Below are 19,327 nucleotides of genomic sequence, written 5' to 3'. Positions count from 1 at the left end.
CCGCGTGGCGCGATACCGACAGGCATCGCACCACGCGGCGTTTTTCGTGGGCCGTCGCCATCATTCGATGATGCGTCGCATCGTGGCGAGTTGAGGCTGCTGATGCCTGTTATCCGAGGCTTCCCGCCCAGATATCAAACGTTCGATTGAAACGCATGCTGCGAGCGCACATGAAACGTCGGGCCAGCGGGATATCGTTTGCGCGTTATGCGGCGTATCCTTCGTTATCCGCAACGCCCAAGCGAGATTAAATCAGCATCGAAAATAATTACGCATGTAATGCGCGACACCGCCCGGCAGGCTGTTCGCGCATTTTTTCTGACCGAGTGCCTTTAAACGCGTCCGACCGAATTTGGCGGGCGCGTATTTTTTTGCAGCTGCGGCCGGCTAGCGCCGGATCTCCAGATACCGGCTCGGCGTGTCGCCCAGGATTCGGCGAAACGCCGACGTGAACGCGCTTGCGCTCGCGTACCCGAGATCGAGCGCGACGCGCGTCACCGGCTGCCCGTCGGTCAGGCGGGCAATCGCCGCGAGCATGCACACCTGCTGGCGCCACGCGGCAAAACTCACGCCCGTCTGCGCGCGGAACTGCCGCGTGAACGTCCGCCGGCTCACGCCCGCATCGGCCGCGACCTGGTCGAGATCGGCCGCGATCGACGGCGACGCGAACAGGTGCCGGCACACCTTCGCCAGCCGTGCATCGGCCGGCAGCGGCGCATGCAGCGAGAGGCGCGGCATCGTCGCGATTTCCGCGACCAGCAGATCCATCAGCTTGCCCGCACGCCCGTCGACGTCGTACATGGCCGGCAGGCCGATCGCATCGTCGATCAGTTGCCGCAGCAGCGGCGACACGCCATACACGCCGCACTGCCCGGGCAGGCCGGCCGCCTGCGCGGCGTCGCCGGACACGAACGTATTGAGCATCGTGACCGGCCCGGTCATCGTCATTTCGTGCCGCACGCCGGCCGGCACCCAGCACGCGCGCTGCGGCGGCACCAGCCAGCGCCCGTGCGGCGTCGACACGCTGATCGTACCGCGCGACGCGAACGCGAATTGCCCGCGCCCGTGCGCGTGCTCCGGAAACGTCGTGCCGGCCGAATAGTCGTTGGCGGTCACGACCACGTTCCGCGGAATGTGTTCGTAGGGATCTAGCAGCGTATTTCTCACGGCCCGAATTCCATCATTAATGACCCGATATCGAAGGCGGGTCGCCCTCGATCGATCTACGATCCGCTCCACCGTTGCGCGACCTCACGGTCGCAAGACCCGCCGGCCTGATCGGCCGGATTGCAACCTCATCGGAGCGGACATGCCGAATACGTTTCATCGCGTGGGGGACGGCCCCCACCCTGTTCTCGTGCTGCACGGCTGGTTCGGCGACGCCCGCGCGTTCGAACCCGTCGAAGCGTGGCTGTCGCGCGAGCGCTTCAGCTATGTATTCATGGACTACCGCGGTTACGGCCGCATGCGCGACGCACGCGGCGACTACACGATCGACGAGATCGCCGCCGACACGCTCGCGCTCGCCGACGCGCTCGGCTTCCCGACCTTCAGCCTCGTCGGCCATTCAATGGGCGGCATGGCGATCGAGAAGGTCGCCGCCCTCGCGCCCGACCGCGTGCGCGCGCTGGTGCCGATCGCGCCCGTACCATGCGGCGGCCTGCCGTTCGACGCCGCGCGACGCACGCTATTCGAACGCGCCGCCGACCATCCCGCCGATCGCCGGACCATCATCGACCGCAGCACCGGCGGCCGACTGCCGGCCGCCTGGATCGAGTGGAAAGCCGCGTATTCGGCAGCCTGTTCGTCGGCGCAGGCATTCGGCGCGTACTTCCGCGCGTGGGCCGATACGGATTTCAGTGACGAGATCGCCGGTACGCACCCGGTCAAAGTGCTGATCGGCGAACACGATCCTGCATTCGACGCGGCGCTGATGGCCCGAACCTACCTGCGGCGCTATCCGTTCGCCACCGTCGACGTGCTGCGCAATGCGGGCCACTACCCGATGAACGAGACGCCGCTCGCGCTGGTCGCGGCGATGGAAGCGTTCCTGCTCGCCGTGACGGCGCGCCCTGCCGCCGCGAATTGACCGGTCGCACGCCTGCGACTTCGTTGCGGCGCGCATCACCGCAGCATGAACGACATCGCCGACAGGCTGTTCAGCGTGCGCACCACGTGCTCGACCGACGGCCCGTCGAAGCGCAGCGTCACCGCATCGACACGCTCGAGCGACGGCAGCACGCAGAACAAGTCGGCCAGCGCGGCCGTCTGCACGCGTAGCGTGCAGGCCGCCGGCGCGGGCCGGTGAGCACCGGCACGCACGCCAGCCGACAGCGCCTGCGCCACCGTATCGCGCGCGGCGGTTGCGATTCGCGCACACGACGCGGCTGGCGTGAGCGTGTCGCCGCTCGATGTGCCACCGGCGGTCTTGATCGTCTCGAAACGTGCGTCCGGAAACAGCGGCTGCGTTTCCTCGGCGAACACGTCGTCGCCCGTGGCAAGCGCGACTTGCGCGCCATATTCGTGCGCCAGCGCGCCGTACAGTCCGGCTTCGCCCAGCTCGACGCCGTTCAGCCACACCTGCGTGAACGCGAAGCTGTTGATCGTGTGCGCGAGCACGCCGCGCGTCTGCGATTTCGCGTGATAGCCGATCATGAACACGAGATCGGGCTGCTGTTCAAGGCCCGCCATCATCCCGAGCATGCGCGGCTTGCCGAGCACGACGCGCGCGCGCGCATCGAGCCCGTCGGGCAACAGGTTGCGAAAGCCGCCGTGCGAATCGTTGACCCACACGGCCTGCGCGCCGCCCGCGAACGCACCTTCGATCGCCGCGTTCGCCTCGGCGGTCATCCAGCGGCGCGCCCGTTCGTACTCCGGATTGCCGGCGCGCGTCTGCTCGGTGGCGAATACGCCGGCGACACCCTCGATGTCGGTCGAGATCAGGATCTTCATGACTGGGTCGAATGCCCTTCGTTATCTTCGTTGAACAACCGGTCGAGATCGGGCACCGCGTCGCGCAGCGATTGCCGCACGTGGCCGTCGCGCCCGGCGACCGTCACGGCCCGCAGCAACGCGTCGGCGATCGCGTGCTCGACGCTTTCGGCCGCGGCCATGAACAGCGGATCGAGCGCCGCATCGGCCACGAGAGCCGGCAGCGCGATCGTCGATGCATCGTGCGCGATCGTGTAGGCGGTCGAGAACGCAAGCGCGATGTCGCCGCTGCCGTGCCCGTAGACGGACCCCGTGCGCGCCAGCCCCGCGCCCGCGCGGCGCGCGAGCCGCGACAACTGCCGCGCGTCGAGCGGTGCATCGGTGGCGAGCAACAGGATGATCGAGCCCTGCTCGGGCGGTGCCGCATGCGCGGCTTCGGCCGCGCGCCGCTGCGCGACGATGCGCCCGAGCGGCACGCCGCCGAGCGTCAGCATCGGCAGCCGGCCGAAATTCGCGAGCACGAGCGCGCCGACCGTATAAGGCCGGCCGGCCGCGACGGCGACGCGCGATGCGGAGCCGATCCCGCCCTTCAGGTCGAAACACGACATCCCGCGCCCGGCGCCCACCGCGCCGCGTTCGATGTCGCGCGACGCGATGCGGCACGCTTCGTCGTAATGCGCGGCCGTGACCGCGAACGCCTGGATATCGTTCAGATAACCGTCGTTGCACTCGAATACGAGCGGGTTGACGGTCGGCCAGTCGCGGCCGATCTGCGGATTCGCCGCGATCGCCGCGCGAATCTGCGCCTGGGCGACCGCGCCGACGCCGAACGTATTGGTCAGCGCGATCGGCGTGTCGAGCATGCCGAGCTCGTCGACCTGCACGAGCCCGACGCTCTTGCCGAAGCCGTTGATCACGGCGACGCCCGCCGGCACCTTGCTGCGGTACACGTCGCCCGCGTGCGGCTTCACGACGGTCACCCCCGTCTGCACGCCGCCGGCATCGAGCGTGCAATGACCGACCGTCACGCCCGGCACGTCGGCGATCGTGCCGCGCGCTCCGGCCGGCAGCGTCGCGGCCCACATCGGTGCACCCCCCATCAGCGGCGCTCCAGCTTCGGATCGAGCGCGTCGCGCAGCCCGTCGCCGAGCAGGTTGAACGCGAGCACGGTCAGGAAGATCGCAAGGCTCGGGAAGATGGCGATGTGCGGCGCCGTCACCATGTCCGCGCGCGCCTCGTTGAGCATCGCGCCCCACTCCGGCGTGGGCGGCTGCGCGCCGAGCCCGAGGAACGACAGGCTCGCGGCCGTGATGATCGACGTGCCGATCCGCATCGTGAAGTAGACGACGACCGACGACACGGTGCCCGGCAGGATGTGCCGCATGATGATCGTCCAGTCCGACGCGCCGATGCTGCGCGCAGCCTCGACGTAGGTCATGTGCTTGAGCATCAGCGTGTTGCCGCGCACGAGCCGCGCGAACGCCGGGATGCTGAAGATCGCGACCGCGCAGATCACGTTGATCATCCCGTTGCCGAGGATCGCGACCACGCCGATCGCGAGCAGGATGCCGGGAAACGCGAACAGCACGTCGGCGATGCGCATCGTGATGCGGTCCCACCAGCCTTCGTAGTAGCCGGCGAGCAGCCCGAAGAACGTGCCGATCACCGCGCCGAGCGCGACCGAGAAGAAACCGGCCGCGAGCGAGATGCGCGTGCCGACGACGATCCGGCTGAAGATGTCGCGGCCGAGCGAATCGACGCCGAACCAGTGCACGGCCGACGGCCCCGCGTTCAGCGCATCGTAGTCGAAGTAGTTCTCCGGATCGAACGGCACGATGTGCGGGCCGACGAAGGCCAGCACGACGAGCGCCAGCACGAAGCCGCCCGCGACGAGCGCGACGGTCTGCTTGCGGAACTTGCGCCAGAATTCGCGCCACGGCGTGCGGATCGCGGTCGGTGCGGCCGGCGCCGCGGGCTGGACAGTCGCGTTCATGCGCACCTCACTTGAACCGGATGGTCGGGTTGATGACCGCGTACAGCACGTCGACGGTCAGGTTGATCAGGATGAATTCGAGCGAGAACAGCAGCACGATCGCCTGGATCACGGGGTAGTCGCGCATCGTCACCGCGTCGACCAGCAGGCGCCCGAGCCCCGGCCAGTTGAACACGACCTCGACGACGATCGAGCCGCCGAGCAGGAAGCCGAACTGCAGCCCCATCATCGTGACGACCGGGATCATCGCGTTGCGCAGGCAATGCTTGAGCACGACCATCGGCTCGTGCACGCCCTTTGCACGCGCGGTGCGCACGAAATCCTCGTTCAGCACCTCGACGAACGACGCTCGCGTGAAGCGCGCCATCACGGCCGCGACCGCGGCGCCCAGCGTCAGCGACGGCAGCACGTAGCTCCGCCACGAACCGTCCGGCACGACCGGCAGCCAGCCGAGCTTCACCGAGAAAATCTCCATCAGCAGCATGCCGAGCGCGAACGCGGGAAACGAGATGCCCGACACCGCGATCGTCATGCCGAGACGGTCGGGCCAGCGATTGCGCCACACCGCCGACGCGATCCCGATCGCCATGCCGAAGGCCGTCGCCCACACCATGCTGACGAGCGTCAGCAGCAGCGTCGGCATGAATCGCTCGCCGATTTCGGTCGAAACCGGCCGCTTGCTGCGCGTCGACATGCCGAAATCGCCGTGCGCGATCTTCGTGAAGAAATTCACGAACTGCGCGGGCAGCGGCCGGTCGAGCCCGAGATCGGCACGCACGAGCGCGACCGTCGCATCGTCGGCTTCGGGCCCTGCCGCGAGCCGCGCCGGGTCGCCCGGCAGCAGGTGCACGAACAGGAACACCAGCACTGCGACGATCGCGAGCGTGGGCAGCAGGCCGAACAGGCGTTTGACGAGAAAATTCAGCATGGGGCACCGATCGAATCAGCGTGCCGGCGGCCTGCACCGCCGGCACCGCGAGGCAGGCAAGCCGCCGTCATTTCACCGAGATTTCGTCGAAGTTGAACGAGCCGTCCGGCATCACGTACATGCCGTGCAGTCGCTTGTTGCGCGCGTAGACGATCTTCTCCTGCACCAGGAAAATCCACGGCGCGTCGGTCCACACCTGCTTCTGCGCGTCGGCGTAAAGCGTGGCCTTCTTCGCACGATCGGTCGTCTCGAGCGCCTTCGCGAGATCGTCGTCGACGGCAGCGCTCTTGTAGTACGCCGTGTTGTAGAGCTTCGGCGGCGCCGAAGCCGACGCGAGCAGCGGCGTCAGCGCCCAGTTCGCTTCGCCCGTCGAGGCCGACCAGCCGCTGTAGTACATCCGCACCGGCGCCGTTGCCGGATCCTGGGCGCTCTCGACCTTCGCGACCCGCTCGCCGGCCTCGAGCGCCTGCACCTTCACCTTCACGCCGACCTGCGCGAGCTGCTGCTGGACGAACTGGATCAGCTTCTGCGCCGTCGAATGGTTGTACGCGGACCAGAGCGTCGATTCGAATCCGTTCGGATAGCCGGCTTCCTTCAGCAGCGCACGCGCCTTCGCCGGGTCGTACGGCCAGGGCCCGAGCTTCGTCGCATAGTCGACGCCCATCGGCGCAACCCCGGTCTGGGGTGTCGCGTAACCGGCGAACACGACCTTCGCGAGCGCTTCCTTGTTGACCGCGTAGTTCAGCGCTTCACGCACCTTCGGGTTGTCGAACGGCTTTTGCTGCGTGTTCAGCGAAATGTAGCGCTGGATGATCGACGGCGACTCGATCAGTTCGACCTTCGGGTTGCTCTTGAGGTCGTTCGCCTGCTCGAACGGAATCGTGAACGCGAAATCCGCCTCGCCCGTCTTGATCAGCGCCGCGCGCGTGTTGTTGTCGACCACCGGTTTCCAGTCGATGGTGTCGACCTTCGGATAACCCTTCTTCCAGTAGCCGGCGAACTTCTTCACCTTCATGTCGTCGGTCTGCTTCCATTCGACGAATTCGAACGGCCCGGTGCCGACCGGATGCAGCGACACGTCACGCCCCCACTTCTTCAGCGAGGCCGGCGAGATCATCACCGCCGACGGGTGCGCGAGCGTATTGATGAACGCCGAGAACGGCTCGCGCAACGTGAACCGCACCGTGTTCGGATCGACCACTTCGGTCTTCTCGATCACGCGGAACAGGCCGTAACGCTTCAGCTTGTTCGCGGGATCGGTCACGCGGTCGAAGTTCGCCTTCACCGCAGCCGCGTTGAAATCGGTGCCGTCGTGGAATTTCACGCCCTCACGCAGCTTGACCGTGTACACCTTCGCGTCCGGCGACGCCGTGTAGCTGGTCGCCAGGACGTTGACGAGCTTCATGTTCTTGTCGAAACCGAACAGCCCCTCGTAGAACGACTTGACGACGGCCTGCGACACCGTGTCGTTCGCGTCGTACGGGTCCATCGTCGTGAACGTCGAGTACACGGCGACCACGACGTTCTGCTGCGCGAACGCGGGCGCCGCGACCGACAGCGCGAGCGCGCCTGCCCCCGCCGCGAACAGCGCGCGCGGACGGAACATCGGGAACGAATACGGCTTGTTCATCTTGTTGGGCTCCTGTGGATGATTCGGTAACGCGTGGTGGAAATCGCGGCGTGACTGCCCCCGCTCGGGATAAAGACGCCGTTGCCTGGCGCGTGCGCAGCTGCGGTCCATATGCGCACCGTCACGCACTCAATACGCGCCGCCGACGCGATGCGTCGCGACGTAATGATCGGGGCCGACCGCGACGAGCGGCGCGACGACCGGCTCGTCGCCGATCGCGCGGATCGGGCTCGGGATTTCGTCCGCGGCGAGCTGGCGCGGCGCGTGCCGGCGCGCGGGGTCGGCCACCGGCACCGCGCTCATCAGCTTCTTCGTGTACGGATGCTGCGGCGCCTCGAACACCGCGCGGCGCGGGCCGATCTCGACGATCTGGCCGAGATACATCACCGCGACGCGATGGCTGATGCGCTCGACCACGGCCATGTCGTGCGAGATGAACAGGTACGCGACGCCGAGCTCGCGCTGCAGGTCGAGCATCAGGTTGACGATCTGCGCCTGCACCGACACATCGAGCGCCGACACCGATTCGTCGGCGATCACGACCTTCGGGTTCAGTGCGAGCGCACGCGCGATCGCGATCCGCTGGCGCTGGCCGCCCGAGAATTCGTGCGGATAGCGTCGCGCGGCCTCGGGCGGCAGGCCGACCTTGTCGAGCAGCCAGTCGACGCGCGCCTGCGCCGCGCTGCCGCTCGCGACGCCGTGCACGAGCAGCGGCTCCATGATCGAGAAGCCGACGGTCAGGCGCGGATTCAGCGACGCGAACGGATCCTGGAAGATGAACTGGATGTTGCGGCGCAGCGCCTGCAGGTCATGCCCCTTCATCGCGCTGATGTCGCGGCCGTCGAACTCGATCGACCCGCTCTGCGATTCGACGAGGCGCAGCAGCGAACGGCCGGTGGTCGACTTGCCGCAGCCCGATTCGCCGACGAGCGCAAGCGTCTCGCCCGCGCGCAGCTCGAAGCTCACGCGCTCGACCGCATGCACGTACTGCGACACGCGGCCGAACACGCCGCTTTTCACCGGAAAGCGCGTGACGAGATCGCTCACGCGCAGGATCGGCGGCGCAGCGTGATCGACGGGCGGCTGACCCTCGTCGTGCGCGGCAGACGCGGCGGCCGGAGCCGCGTTCGGCGCCGTCGCGTCGTCCACTTTCAGCAGCGGGAATTTCTCGGGCGTGTCGGTGCCTTCCATCGAGCCGAGCCGCGGCACGGCCGCAAGCAGCGCGCGCGTGTAGCGATGCGCGGGCGCCGCGAAGATGCGGTCCGACTCGCCCTCCTCGACCTTCTCGCCGCGATACATCACGAGCACGCGGTCGGCCACCTCGGCCACCACGCCCATGTCGTGCGTGATGAAGATCACGCCCATGTTCATATCGTCCTGCAGCCCGCGCACGAGTTGCAGGATCTGCGCCTGGATCGTCACGTCGAGCGCGGTCGTCGGCTCGTCGGCGATCAGCAGCGCGGGCCGGCACGACAGCGCCATCGCGATCATCACGCGCTGCCGCATCCCGCCCGACAGCTGATGCGGATAGCGCGCGAACACGCGGCGCGCTTCCGGGATCCGCACGAGATCGAGCAGCCGCAGCGTTTCCGCGCGCGCCTCGACCGCGCCCTTCGACTGGTGCAGCGCGATCGCCTCGCTGATCTGGTCGCCGACCGTGAACACCGGGTTCAGCGACGTCATCGGTTCCTGGAAGATCATCGCGATGTCCGCGCCGCGGATGCCGCGCATCGTCGCGGCGCTCGCCTGCGCCAGATCGACCAGCGCGCCGCCGCGGCGCCGGAACGCGATCCGGCCGCCCGTGATCGCGCCGCCGCCGTGCTCGACGAGCCGCATCAGCGCGAGCGACGTGACCGACTTGCCGGAGCCCGATTCGCCGACGATCGCGAGCGTCTCGCCGCGGTCGACGTGAAACGACACGTTGCGCACCGCGTCGAACGTCGCGCCTTCGCGGCGGAACGTGACCGACAGGTCGTCGACGGCCACCACGCGCTGTTCGGGCAGCACGAGGCCGGATGGGGTTCGGCTCGAAGTCATGCGGGGTTCTCCTCGTGCGATCCGGATTCAGGCCGCATCGTCGCGGTAGATGCCGACGACCGGCGCTTCACCGACGCGCGCGTAGCCGCGGTACATCCCTTCGGTGTTGAACGGCATCGCGACGTTGCCGTGCGCATCGACCGCGACGAGCCCGCCGCGGCCGGCGAGGCGCGCCAGCTTGTTCATCACGACGTCGTGCGCGGCGTCGGCGAGCGACGCGCCGCGATACGCGATCTGCGCGGCGAGGTCATGCGCGGTCGCGAGGCGGATGAACATTTCGCCGGTGCCCGTCGTCGAGACCGCGCAGGTCGCGTCGTCCGCGTAGCAGCCCGCGCCGATGATCGGCGAATCGCCCACCCGCCCCGGCTGCTTGTTCGTGATGCCGCCCGTCGACGTCGCCGCCGCGATGTGACCGTGCAGGTCGCACGCGACCGCGCCGACCGTGCCGAGCTTGCGGTCCGGATCGAGCGGCTCGGCCGGCTGCGACTTGCCGAACGCGAACGCCGCCGCATCGTGATCGAGCATCGTGCCGGCCGCCGCGCGCGCCTTGAGCCACTGCGCATGCCGCGCGTCGGTGTCGAAGTAGCCGGGTTCCGCGAGCTCGAGCCCCTGTGCGGCCGCGAACGCATCGGCGCCCGCGCCGGCGAACAGCACGTGTTCGCTCGCCTCCATCACGCGCCGCGCGGCGAGCACGGGATTGCGCACACGCGTCGCGCAGCAGATCGCGCCGGCGCCGAGCGTCGCGCCGTCCATGACCGCCGCGTCGAGTTCGTGCTTGCCCTCGGCCGTGTAGACCGCGCCGCGCCCGGCGTTGAACAGCGGACAGTCCTCGAGCATCCGCACCGCGACGGTAACGGCGTCGAGCGCGCTGCCGCCATCGGCCAGCACCTGCTGCGCGGCCTGCAGGATCGCGGTCAGTTCGGCACGGTACCGATGTTCGGTGTCGGTATCCATCGCATCGCGCAGGATCGTGCCTGCGCCGCCGTGAATCGCAACGATCGCGGTTGAAGTCATGATTTTTTCGGACGTGAGGAAGAAGGGTTGGTGGCCGGCAACGCCGCCTGCGGCTGCACGAGCCACGGCAACAGGAATTCGGTCATCTCGGCCGCGGACTTCGCGGACCGGTGCGTGCGCAGCGCGACCGCGTCGATCAGCGCCTCGATCATCGTGAGCACGGCGGCTTCCGAGGTGGCCGCGAAACGCCGTTCGGCCTTGACGTACAGGTTCAGCGACGCGATCGGCGCCAGCGGCGACTGCGGGCCGTCGGAGATGCCGAGCACACGCGCGCCGCGCGCCGCCGCCCGGCGGGCCAGCTCGATCGTGTCCTTCACGTAGCGCGGAAACGCGAGCGCGATCACGAGATCGCGCGAATCGGCCGTATACAGGCGCCGCGCCGCATGCGACGGGCCGCCGAGCAGCGCGAGCGACTGCACGTTGTCGTGGCACACCGACAGCCCGTGCTCCATCAGTCCGGTCAGAAACGCGCTCGATCCCGCGCCGAGGATCAGCACGCGCCGCGCGCCGACGATCGCCTCGACCGCGGCCTCGACATCGGCCGCATCCAGTTGCGCGCGCGTGCTCGCGATGTTGGCGGCAGCCTGGTCGAATACCGCGTCGATCCAGGCCGCGCCGCGCACGCCGGGCTCCAGCTCCTGCGCGGAGCGCAGCCGTTCGACCGGCCCGAGCGTCGCCTCGAAGCCGCGCACGAGCGCCGCGCGCATCGCCGGATAGCCGTCGAAGCCGAGCGCCTTCGCGAAGCGGTTCGCGGTCGCGATCGACGCATTCACGGCCTGCGCGAGTTCGTCGATCCGCATCGTCGCCGCGCGAAACGGATTGGCGAGCACGAATTCGCCCATGCGCCGGTGGATCGGCGTCATCAACGGCATCGCCGACGCAATCCGCTCGGCGATCGCGGGTTCGTCGTGACTGGCGTCGTACGGAACGAGAGGCGTCATGCGAAGGGTCGTTGCAAGGATGATGAAAATCAATTTACACAATCTGTATCCCGGAAAGAAATAAATTTTCATCAGGGTTGTCACGCCCTCTTCCGGGTCCGGGCGCCGCGCAACGATCGCTCAGGCCCGCCGCACGGGCCTTTGGCACGCGACCGCCGGCGCTCGCCGCCGATACCCCATCACCCGCCCATCGGGAAAACCCCGAGCAAGTTCGTTCGAATGCAGATTCACGTTGACCGGATTCGAATTCGAACATAGGATGTTCGAAAATGATCAGTCGTCAGATAACATAGCGATTTAATGACGACGGAATGTTCGCTCGAACGCCGTGATTTCGATATAAACCGGGAAAACCGGCGCACATCAAGATCGGACATCGTACGAATACAACCAAACGAGCCATCCCGACGGATGGCCCTCATGGATCGGGCAGGCGCCGCACGCCTGCCCTGCCTGACAGGAGACAGCAGTGAAGACAGTCAAGGCGTTGCGCTGGTGGATCATCGTGCTCGTGTGTCTCGGCACGATCCTCAACTACCTCGCACGGAATTCCCTCGCGGTGCTCGCGCCCGAGCTGAAGCAGGTGTTCTCGATCTCGACGCAGCAGTATTCGTACATCGTCGGCGCGTTCCAGATCGGCTACACGATCATGCAGCCGGTGTGCGGGTTCGTCGTCGACCTGATCGGGCTGCGGCTCGGGTTCGCGCTGTTCGCGATGCTGTGGTCGGTGGTCGGCGTCGCGCACGGCTTCGCGTCGGGCTGGCTGTCGCTCGGCGTCCTGCGCGGTTTTCTCGGGCTGTTCGAGGCCGCCGCGATTCCGTCGGGGATGAAGGCCGTCGCCGAATGGTTCCCCGATCGCGAGAAGTCCGTCGCGGTCGGCTACTTCAACGCAGGCACGTCGCTCGGTGCCGCAATCGCGCCGCCGCTCGTCGTGTTCCTGTCGATGCGGTTCGGCTGGCAGGCCGCGTTCATGGCCACCGGCGCACTCGGCTTCGTGTGGGCCGCGCTCTGGTACACGCAATACCGGTCGCCGGCCGATCATCCGCGCATCACGCCGCAGGAGCGCGCGCTGATCCGCGACGGCCAGGCCACGATGCCGCCCGTGTCGAAGCGCCGCATCCGCGACGTCGTCACCGCGCGGCGCTTCTGGGCCATCGCGCTGCCGCGCTTCTTCGCGGAGCCCGCGTGGCAAACCTTCAGCTTCTGGATTCCGCTGTACCTCGCGACCGAGCGGCACATGCCGCTCACGCAGATCGCGATCTTCGCGTGGATGCCGTTTCTGGCGGCCGATGCCGGCGGCATCGCGGGCGGCTACCTGTCGCCGTATCTCGCGAAACGCTACAAGCTGCCGCTGGTGTGGTCGCGCGTCGCCGGCGTCGCGCTCGGCGCGGTGCTGATGCTCGGGCCCGCGATGATCGGCCTCGTGTCGTCGCCGTACACGGCCATCGCGCTGTTCTGCGTCGGCGGCTTCGCGCACCAGATGATCTCCGCGCTCGTCAACACGCTGTCGGCCGACGTGTTCGATCCCGAGGAAGTCGGCACGGCGAGCGGCTTCGCCGGGATGGCCGCGTGGATCGGCGGCCTCGGTTTCTCGCTGCTGGTCGGCGCACTCGCCGACAAGATCGGCTATGCGCCGCTGTTCGCGTGCCTCGGCCTGTTCGACATCATCGGCGTCACGCTGCTCGCGGTGCTGATCCGCGGGCAGTCGAAGCAGGAACGCCTGCTCGCACGGCACGCCTGACAACTGCCTTCACCAGGAATCGCATCCATGACTTCGCTTCTTCATCCGCCCGTGTTCCACGTTGCCGGCAAGCACGCGAACCGCGTGCTGCTCGCGTCCGATGCCGGCGCCACCATCGAGATCTTCGTGCTCGAGGACGACATCGTGCGCGTTCGCGTGCTGCCCGACGCGACGGCGCGCAACCCGCGCACGTGGACGATCGCGCCGGGCCTCGACGACGTGCCGCTCGACGGGCGCGACCGCCTCGACCTCGACGGCTTCGCGCTGCCCGCCTTTTCACTCGCCGAAGACGACGACGGCCTGCACATCGAAACCGGGCAGATCCGGCTCGCCGTGCGCTGGCAAGGCGGCCATTGCACGTGGTCGATGCGCGGCGCGAACGGTGCGTGGCGCGTCGCGCTCGCCGACCGCTCGACGCAGGCATACAACTTCGGCTGGTGGGATGACCGCGCCTATCACTACGTTGCCCGCGAGCGCGGCGACAAGGTGTTCGGCCTCGGCGAACGCGCGGGCGAACTCGACCGCACGGGCGCGCGCTTCGAGATGCGCAATATCGACGCGATGGGCTACAGCGCGAAACATACCGACCCGCTGTACAAGCACATCCCGTTCTACATCACGTGGTCGCCCGACACGTGCCAGGGCTTCGGGCTGTTCTACGACACGCTGTCGGACTGCTCGTTCGACATGGGCCGCGAACTCGACAACTATCACGGCCCGTATCGCTATTTCGTCGCCGAGCACGGCGATCTCGACTACTACTTCATCGCATCGCCCGACACGCCGCTCGCGGCCGCGCGGCGCTTCACGTGGCTCACCGGGCGCCCCGCGCGCACGCCGAAATGGGGGCTCGGCTATTCGGGCTCGACGATGAGCTATACCGACGCGCCGGACGCACAGCAGCAGATGAACCGGTTCGTCGAGCAGTGCGACGCGCACGACATCCTGTGCGATTCGTTCCACCTGTCGTCGGGCTATACGTCGATCGGCGCGAAGCGCTACGTGTTCAACTGGAACCGCGACAAGTTCCCCGACGCGAAGGGCTTCGCGCGGCACTACCGCGATCACGGCATCCGCCTGTGCGCGAACATCAAGCCGTGCCTGCTGCGCGATCATCCCGCGTTCGACGATGCCGCGCAGCGCGGCCTGCTGATCCGCTCGGCGTCCGGCGAACCCGCGTGGGTACAGTTCTGGGACGAGGTCGGCGCGTACCTCGACTTCACGCAGCCGGACGCGTACCGCTGGTGGCGCGAGCAGGTCACGTCGGCGCTGCTCGACTACGGAATCGAATCGACCTGGAACGACAACAACGAATACGAGATCTGGTCGCCCGACGCGATCGCACACGGCTTCGGCCAGCCGTTCCCGGCGCGCGAGGCGAAGGTGCTGCAGACGATGCTAATGATGCGCGCGTCGCGCGAAGCGCAGCGCGCGCATGCGCCGGCGCAGCGGCCGTTCCTCGTGTCGCGCTCCGGCGGCGCCGGCATGCAGCGTTACGTGCAGACCTGGTCCGGCGACAACTATACGTCGTGGGAAACGCTGCGCTACAACCTGAAGATGGGGCTCGGGCTCGCGCTGTCGGGCGTGTCGAACATCGGCCACGACATCGGCGGCTTCTCCGGCCCCGCGCCGTCGCCCGAGCTGCTGCTGCGCTGGGTGCAGTTCGGCATCTTCATGCCGCGCTTCAGCATCCATTCGTGGAACGACGACGGCACCGTCAACGAGCCGTGGATGTATCCGGAGATCACCGCGCAGATCGCGTCGCTGATCAAGCAGCGCTACCGGCTGCTGCCTTACCTCTACCACCTGCTGTGGCTGTCGACGACGCGCTACGAGCCCGTGCTGCGGCCGACCTTCGCCGATTTCCCCGGCGATGCGCGCTGCTACGACGCATGCGACGACATGATGCTCGGCGACGCGCTGCTGGTCGCGCCGGTCGTCGATCCCGGCCAGACGGAGCGCCCGGTCTATCTGCCCGCGGGCGCGCGCTGGATGTGCTGCGCGAGCGCGCAGGCGTTCGCCGGCGGCGCAAGCGTGACGCTGCCCGCACCGCTCGACACGCCGGTGATGCTGCTGCGCGAAGGTCGCGTGCTGCCGCTGAACGTCGCGGCACAGCATTTCGGCGCGCGCGCCGACACGCGCGGCTTCCTCGTCGCGCCGCGCATCGAGGACGGCGTCGCGTACGGCGAATGCGTCGAGGACGACGGCGAAACGGAAGCGTGGCGCGACGGCGAATACGGACTGTGGCGCATCGAAACCAGCCGCGAGGCGTCGGGCGTGCTCGGCGTGTCGGTCCGCTGGGACGGCCGCCCGGGCCGCCCGGCCGAGCGCGTCGAGATCCTGCTGCCCGCATCGCTGCAAGGCGCGGTCGCCGTGCGCGGCGCGCGCATCGAGCAGGACGCGCCGGACGGTGCATGGCGCCGCATCGTCGTCGCGCTCGACCACTGAAGCAAGCCCGATCGGGCGGGCCGTTCGCGCGGCCCGCCGCCCGCCACAGAGGAGGCGCCCCAGCCTCCCGCCCCCGTTGAAAAGATGAAGAGATCTGGAGATCGACAATGAAAGCACCCGTCAACCGTTATGCAATCCTGATTTTATCGGCCGCCTCGCTCGGCTCGACCGCCGCCCACGCGCAGAGCAGCGTGACGCTGTACGGCGTCGTCGACGATTCGATCGCGTACGTGAACAACCAGCAGGGTCACTCGAACATCTACATGCGCGACGGCAACCTGTATGCGTCGAAATTCGGGCTGCGCGGCGACGAGGATCTCGGCGGCGGCACGCACGCGATCTTCGACCTGCAGTCCGGCTTCAACCTGAATACCGGCGCGCAGGCCGCCGCCGGCACGATCTTCAACCGCCAGGCGTTCGTCGGCCTGCGCAACGATCACTACGGCACGTTGACGGCCGGCCGCCAGTACACGCCCTACTTCCTGTTCGTCGGCCCGTATGCATCGAGCAGTTGGCTGACCGGCGCGACCGGCGCGCATCCGGGCGACATCGACGGCCTCGACACGACGATCCGCGTGAACAACTCGGTCACCTATACGTCGCCGACCTTCGCGGGGCTGACCGCGAGCGCGATGTACGCATTCGGCGGCATCGCCGGCGCGACCGGCAAGGGCAACACGTTCAGCGCCGCGCTGCGCTACGCGAACGGGCCGATCGGGATCGCGGCCGGCTACCTGCGGATCAACAGCTCGGGTTCGTCCGCCGGCTTCCTGAACCCGGCCACCGCATCGTCGGGCAGCTTCGCGGTGTCCGTGCTGAACCAGGGCTACCTGACCGCGAAGGCCGTCGAGCAGGTCGCGGCGGCCGGCAACTACACGCTCGGCGACCTGACGATGGGCGTCAACTACTCGAACGTGAAGTACCTGCCCGGCAACGGCTCCGCGTTCACCGATACGGCCGTGTTCAATACCTACGGCGCACTCGCCGCGTACCGCTTCACGCCGACGTTCTCGGTGGCCGGCGCGTTCGCGTACACGCTCGCGTCGAAGGCGAACGGCGTCGCGAACGCGGCCCGCTACCAGCAGTACTCGCTGAAAGAGTCGTACAGCCTGTCGAAACGGACGACGCTCTATGCGCTGCAGGCCTACACGCATTCGAGCGGCCAGACGCTCGGCGCGCAAGGCGCCGGCCACATCGTCGACGCGGCGCCGATCGTCGGCGATTCGCAGCAGCTCACGCCGTCGACCACGCACGGCCAGTTCGTCGGCATGGCCGGCATCGCCGTCACGTTCTGAACCTCCCCGGCAGCGCCTTCGGCGCGCTGCCGCCGCCCCGGACGATGCGCGTTCCGCATGCGCCGTCCGGGCGCCCGATGGGCTGTCGCCGCGCCGTTCTCTCTGTCCCGTCCGCCTGCCGCGCGAACCGCGCGGGTTTGCCCGATCGCTCCGATACCTTACAATTCGTCAGGTTCATCCCTTCTGCATGCCCCTTCTTGCAGTCCTGACACCGCGGTACACTCGACGCACGCCGTATCAGGGTCCGACGCGCGACGTGCGCGCCGGGCGGCGTTGCGCCTCGTTGCGCCCACAACTGGATGCCCGCCATGCCAGATTCCCGTCCCTCGCCCCGCACGACGTTCAAGCCGCAGGTCGTCCTGCCGGCGCTCGCCGTGATCGGCGCGCTGCTCGTCGTGTGCGCGCTGCGCCCGAGCGAAGCCGGCGCGCTGTTCTCCGCCGGCCAGCAATGGGTCATCGCACGCTTCGACTGGTTCTACGTGCTCGCCGTCACCGGCTTCCTCGTGTTTCTCGTGCTGATCGCCGCCAGCGACTTCGGCAACATCCGCCTCGGCCCCGACGACGCCGAACCCGAATTCAGCTTCGTATCGTGGACGGCCATGCTGTTCGCGGCCGGCATGGGCATCGGCCTCATGTACTTCGGCGTCGGCGAGCCGATGCAGCATTTCCTGAAGCCGCCGACCGTCGACCCCGGCACGCCCGCCGCCGCGCGCGAAGCGATGCTGATGACCTTCTTCCACTGGGGCTTCCATGCGTGGGCGATCTACGGGCTGATGGGGCTCGTGCTCGCGTACTTCGGCTTTCGCTACAACCTGCCGCTGACACTGCGCTCGGGGCTGTATCCGGTGCTGCGCGAGCGCATCAACGGCTGGATCGGCCACACCGTCGACGCGTTCGCGCTGGTCGGCACGGTCGCCGGCATCGCGACGACGCTCGGCTACGGCGTGATGCAGCTGAGCGCGGGCCTGCATACGGTCGGCGGCTGGGACACCGGCAGCAACGTGTTCCGCATCGGGCTCGTCGCGGTCGTCGTGATCCTCGCGGGCGTGTCGGCCGCGACCGGCCTCGACAAGGGCGTGCGCCGGCTGTCCGAGCTGAACCTGCTGCTCGCGTTCCTGCTGCTCGCCTTCGTGGTCGTCGCCGGCCCGACGCTGTTCCTGTTCCGCGCGCTCGGCGACAACATCGGCCAGTATCTGTCGCATCTCGTCGAGCTGTCGTTCCGCACCTATGCGTATGCGCCGCCGCGCGAGGAAGGCTGGTTCGGCGGCTGGACGATCCTTTACTGGGCGTGGTGGGTATCGTGGTCGCCGTTCGTCGGCATGTTCATCGCGCGCATTTCGCGCGGCCGCACGATCCGACAGTTCGTGATCGGCGTGCTGCTCGTGCCGACCGCGTTCAACCTCGTGTGGATGACCGTATTCGGCAACAGCGCGATCTGGCTCGATACGCATGGCGCGGCCGGCGCGCTCGCGCAGACCGCCACCAATGTCGACGCGCTGCTGTTCCGCTTCTTCGATTTCCTGCCGTTTTCGCAACTGCTGTCGATCGTCGCGATCGTGCTGATCGCGGTGTTCTTCGTCACGTCCGCCGATTCGGGCGCGTTCGTGATCGACCAGATCGCGACGCGCGGCAACGCGCACTCGCCCGTGTGGCAGCGGCTGTTCTGGGCCGCGCTGCTCGGCGTGACGGCCGCGGTGCTGCTCGTCGCAGGCGGGCTCGGCGCGCTGCAGGCGATGACGCTGATCGCCGCGCTGCCGGTCGCGATCATCATGCTCGCGCTGTGCTACGGGCTATGGCGCGGACTGGCGGCCGACCGCGCGCACTATTCGCAGGACGTCGCACCCGCGACGAGCTTCTGGACCGGCCAGCACTGGCGCCACCGCCTGACGCACATCCTGCGGCAGACGACCGAGGCCGAGGCGCGCCAGTTCGTTGCGGAGACCGTCGAGCCGGCGCTGCGCAAGGTTAGCGGCGAATTGCGCGCGAGCGGTGTCGATGCGCTCGTGCAGCGCGACAGCGACGATGCGGTGCGGCTCACCGTGCCGACCGCCGAGCATCGCGATTTCGTGTACGGCGTGCGCGTGACGGCGAAATCCGCGGCTGCGTTCCTCGTGCGCGAGGCGGCCGAGCCCGATGCGGCGCGCGAGCACGTGTACGGGATCGTCACGTTCTTCGAAGACGGCCGGCTCGGCTACGACGTCGAATACCTGCGCGGCGACGAGGTAATCGCCGACGTGCTGCGCCAGTACGAACGCTACGTGTCGCTCGCGGCCGACAAACGGACCCATCTGCTGAGCCGCGCACCGGGACATGCAACGGAGGCCGAATGAGCACGTACGCGGCACGCGTCGTTGCACCACACCCGTCCG

14 protein-coding genes are annotated in these 19,327 nt (G+C 68.1%); 5 read left to right on the top strand and 9 right to left on the bottom strand.

All coding sequences use genetic code 11. The features are described 5' to 3' along the window. Positions 1 to 387 precede the first annotated feature (387 nt). Positions 388 to 1,167, bottom strand: coding sequence for a helix-turn-helix transcriptional regulator (locus HWX87_RS00630; protein ID WP_176045172.1), 780 nt, complete (start codon positions 1,165 to 1,167; stop codon positions 388 to 390). A gap of 142 nt (positions 1,168 to 1,309) precedes the next feature. Here HWX87_RS00630 and HWX87_RS00625 point away from each other — a divergent pair, with 142 nt between their 5' ends. Further along, positions 1,310 to 2,089 carry an alpha/beta hydrolase gene (locus tag HWX87_RS00625; protein WP_176045171.1) on the top strand — a complete coding sequence of 260 codons (780 nt, stop codon included), beginning with the start codon at positions 1,310 to 1,312 and terminating at the stop codon, positions 2,087 to 2,089. Positions 2,090 to 2,124: 35 nt separating this feature from the next. Here the strand turns inward: HWX87_RS00625 and HWX87_RS00620 are convergent, their stop codons facing one another. The 8 genes from HWX87_RS00620 to HWX87_RS00585 form a co-directional block, all read right to left on the bottom strand. Continuing rightward, on the bottom strand, positions 2,125 to 2,952 hold the full coding sequence (locus HWX87_RS00620) for a M55 family metallopeptidase (protein WP_176045170.1): 828 nt from the start codon (positions 2,950 to 2,952) through the stop codon (positions 2,125 to 2,127). Then, on the bottom strand, positions 2,949 to 4,031 hold the full coding sequence (locus HWX87_RS00615; RefSeq protein ID WP_176045169.1) for a P1 family peptidase: 1,083 nt from the start codon (positions 4,029 to 4,031) through the stop codon (positions 2,949 to 2,951). The genes HWX87_RS00620 and HWX87_RS00615 overlap by 4 nt, the downstream gene beginning before the upstream one ends. Then, positions 4,031 to 4,924 carry a glutathione ABC transporter permease GsiD gene (gene gsiD / locus HWX87_RS00610; protein WP_124448022.1) on the bottom strand — a complete coding sequence of 298 codons (894 nt, stop codon included), beginning with the start codon at positions 4,922 to 4,924 and terminating at the stop codon, positions 4,031 to 4,033. The genes HWX87_RS00615 and gsiD overlap by 1 nt, the downstream gene beginning before the upstream one ends. A gap of 7 nt (positions 4,925 to 4,931) precedes the next feature. Continuing rightward, a complete protein-coding gene (gsiC, locus tag HWX87_RS00605; protein WP_176045168.1) occupies positions 4,932 to 5,852 on the bottom strand; it encodes a glutathione ABC transporter permease GsiC in 921 nt (306 codons plus the stop codon). A 67-nt stretch (positions 5,853 to 5,919) separates the two neighbouring features. Next, complete coding sequence (gene gsiB / locus HWX87_RS00600) at positions 5,920 to 7,482, bottom strand: glutathione ABC transporter substrate-binding protein GsiB (protein WP_176045167.1); 1,563 nt, start codon at positions 7,480 to 7,482, stop codon at positions 5,920 to 5,922. A 129-nt stretch (positions 7,483 to 7,611) separates the two neighbouring features. Then, entirely contained in the window at positions 7,612 to 9,519 is a 1,908-nt protein-coding gene (locus tag HWX87_RS00595; protein ID WP_176045166.1) for a dipeptide ABC transporter ATP-binding protein, read from the bottom strand. Positions 9,520 to 9,546: 27 nt separating this feature from the next. Then, entirely contained in the window at positions 9,547 to 10,533 is a 987-nt protein-coding gene (locus HWX87_RS00590; RefSeq protein WP_176045165.1) for an isoaspartyl peptidase/L-asparaginase, read from the bottom strand. Then, the gene (locus HWX87_RS00585) at positions 10,530 to 11,474 is read right to left on the bottom strand and encodes a MurR/RpiR family transcriptional regulator (RefSeq protein WP_176045164.1); all 945 of its coding nucleotides are present in this window, start codon (positions 11,472 to 11,474) and stop codon (positions 10,530 to 10,532) included. Before HWX87_RS00585 ends, HWX87_RS00590 begins: the two co-directional genes overlap by 4 nt. 469 nt (positions 11,475 to 11,943) lie before the next feature. Between HWX87_RS00585 and HWX87_RS00580 the strand changes: the two genes are divergently transcribed. The 4 genes from HWX87_RS00580 to HWX87_RS00565 all read left to right on the top strand — a co-directional run bounded on the left by HWX87_RS00580 (position 11,944) and on the right by HWX87_RS00565 (position 19,288). Continuing rightward, a complete protein-coding gene (locus HWX87_RS00580; protein ID WP_176045163.1) occupies positions 11,944 to 13,215 on the top strand; it encodes an MFS transporter in 1,272 nt (423 codons plus the stop codon). Positions 13,216 to 13,242: 27 nt separating this feature from the next. Next, positions 13,243 to 15,663: a glycoside hydrolase family 31 protein gene (locus HWX87_RS00575; protein WP_176045162.1), complete on the top strand. Its 2,421-nt coding sequence runs from the start codon at positions 13,243 to 13,245 to the stop codon at positions 15,661 to 15,663. A gap of 107 nt (positions 15,664 to 15,770) precedes the next feature. Further along, positions 15,771 to 16,958 (top strand): porin, encoded by a 1,188-nt coding sequence (locus HWX87_RS00570; protein WP_176045161.1) that lies wholly within the window; start codon positions 15,771 to 15,773, stop codon positions 16,956 to 16,958. Between the two features lie 308 nt (positions 16,959 to 17,266). Further along, positions 17,267 to 19,288, top strand: a complete 2,022-nt coding sequence (locus tag HWX87_RS00565) for a BCCT family transporter (protein WP_176045160.1) — start codon at positions 17,267 to 17,269, stop codon at positions 19,286 to 19,288. Positions 19,289 to 19,327 lie beyond the last annotated feature (39 nt).

It is taken from the genome of Burkholderia sp. BCC1644 (genome assembly GCF_902833225.1).
GTDB lineage: Bacteria > Pseudomonadota > Gammaproteobacteria > Burkholderiales > Burkholderiaceae > Burkholderia.
This window is presented reverse-complemented; position numbering and strand designations above follow the sequence as displayed.

Excerpts from the sequence above, each read along its gene's own strand:
- HWX87_RS00625 (WP_176045171.1), top strand. The coding sequence starts at position 1,310 with ATGCCGAATACGTTTCATCGCGTGGGGGACGGCCCCCACCCTGTTCTC.
- HWX87_RS00620 (WP_176045170.1), bottom strand. The coding sequence starts at position 2,952 with ATGAAGATCCTGATCTCGACCGACATCGAGGGTGTCGCCGGCGTATTC.
- HWX87_RS00615 (WP_176045169.1), bottom strand. The coding sequence starts at position 4,031 with ATGGGGGGTGCACCGATGTGGGCCGCGACGCTGCCGGCCGGAGCGCGC.
- gsiD (WP_124448022.1), bottom strand. The coding sequence starts at position 4,924 with ATGAACGCGACTGTCCAGCCCGCGGCGCCGGCCGCACCGACCGCGATC.
- gsiC (WP_176045168.1), bottom strand. The coding sequence starts at position 5,852 with ATGCTGAATTTTCTCGTCAAACGCCTGTTCGGCCTGCTGCCCACGCTC.
- gsiB (WP_176045167.1), bottom strand. The coding sequence starts at position 7,482 with ATGAACAAGCCGTATTCGTTCCCGATGTTCCGTCCGCGCGCGCTGTTC.
- HWX87_RS00595 (WP_176045166.1), bottom strand. The coding sequence starts at position 9,519 with ATGACTTCGAGCCGAACCCCATCCGGCCTCGTGCTGCCCGAACAGCGC.
- HWX87_RS00590 (WP_176045165.1), bottom strand. The coding sequence starts at position 10,533 with ATGACTTCAACCGCGATCGTTGCGATTCACGGCGGCGCAGGCACGATC.
- HWX87_RS00585 (WP_176045164.1), bottom strand. The coding sequence starts at position 11,474 with ATGACGCCTCTCGTTCCGTACGACGCCAGTCACGACGAACCCGCGATC.
- HWX87_RS00575 (WP_176045162.1), top strand. The coding sequence starts at position 13,243 with ATGACTTCGCTTCTTCATCCGCCCGTGTTCCACGTTGCCGGCAAGCAC.
- HWX87_RS00570 (WP_176045161.1), top strand. The coding sequence starts at position 15,771 with ATGAAAGCACCCGTCAACCGTTATGCAATCCTGATTTTATCGGCCGCC.
- HWX87_RS00565 (WP_176045160.1), top strand. The coding sequence starts at position 17,267 with ATGCCAGATTCCCGTCCCTCGCCCCGCACGACGTTCAAGCCGCAGGTC.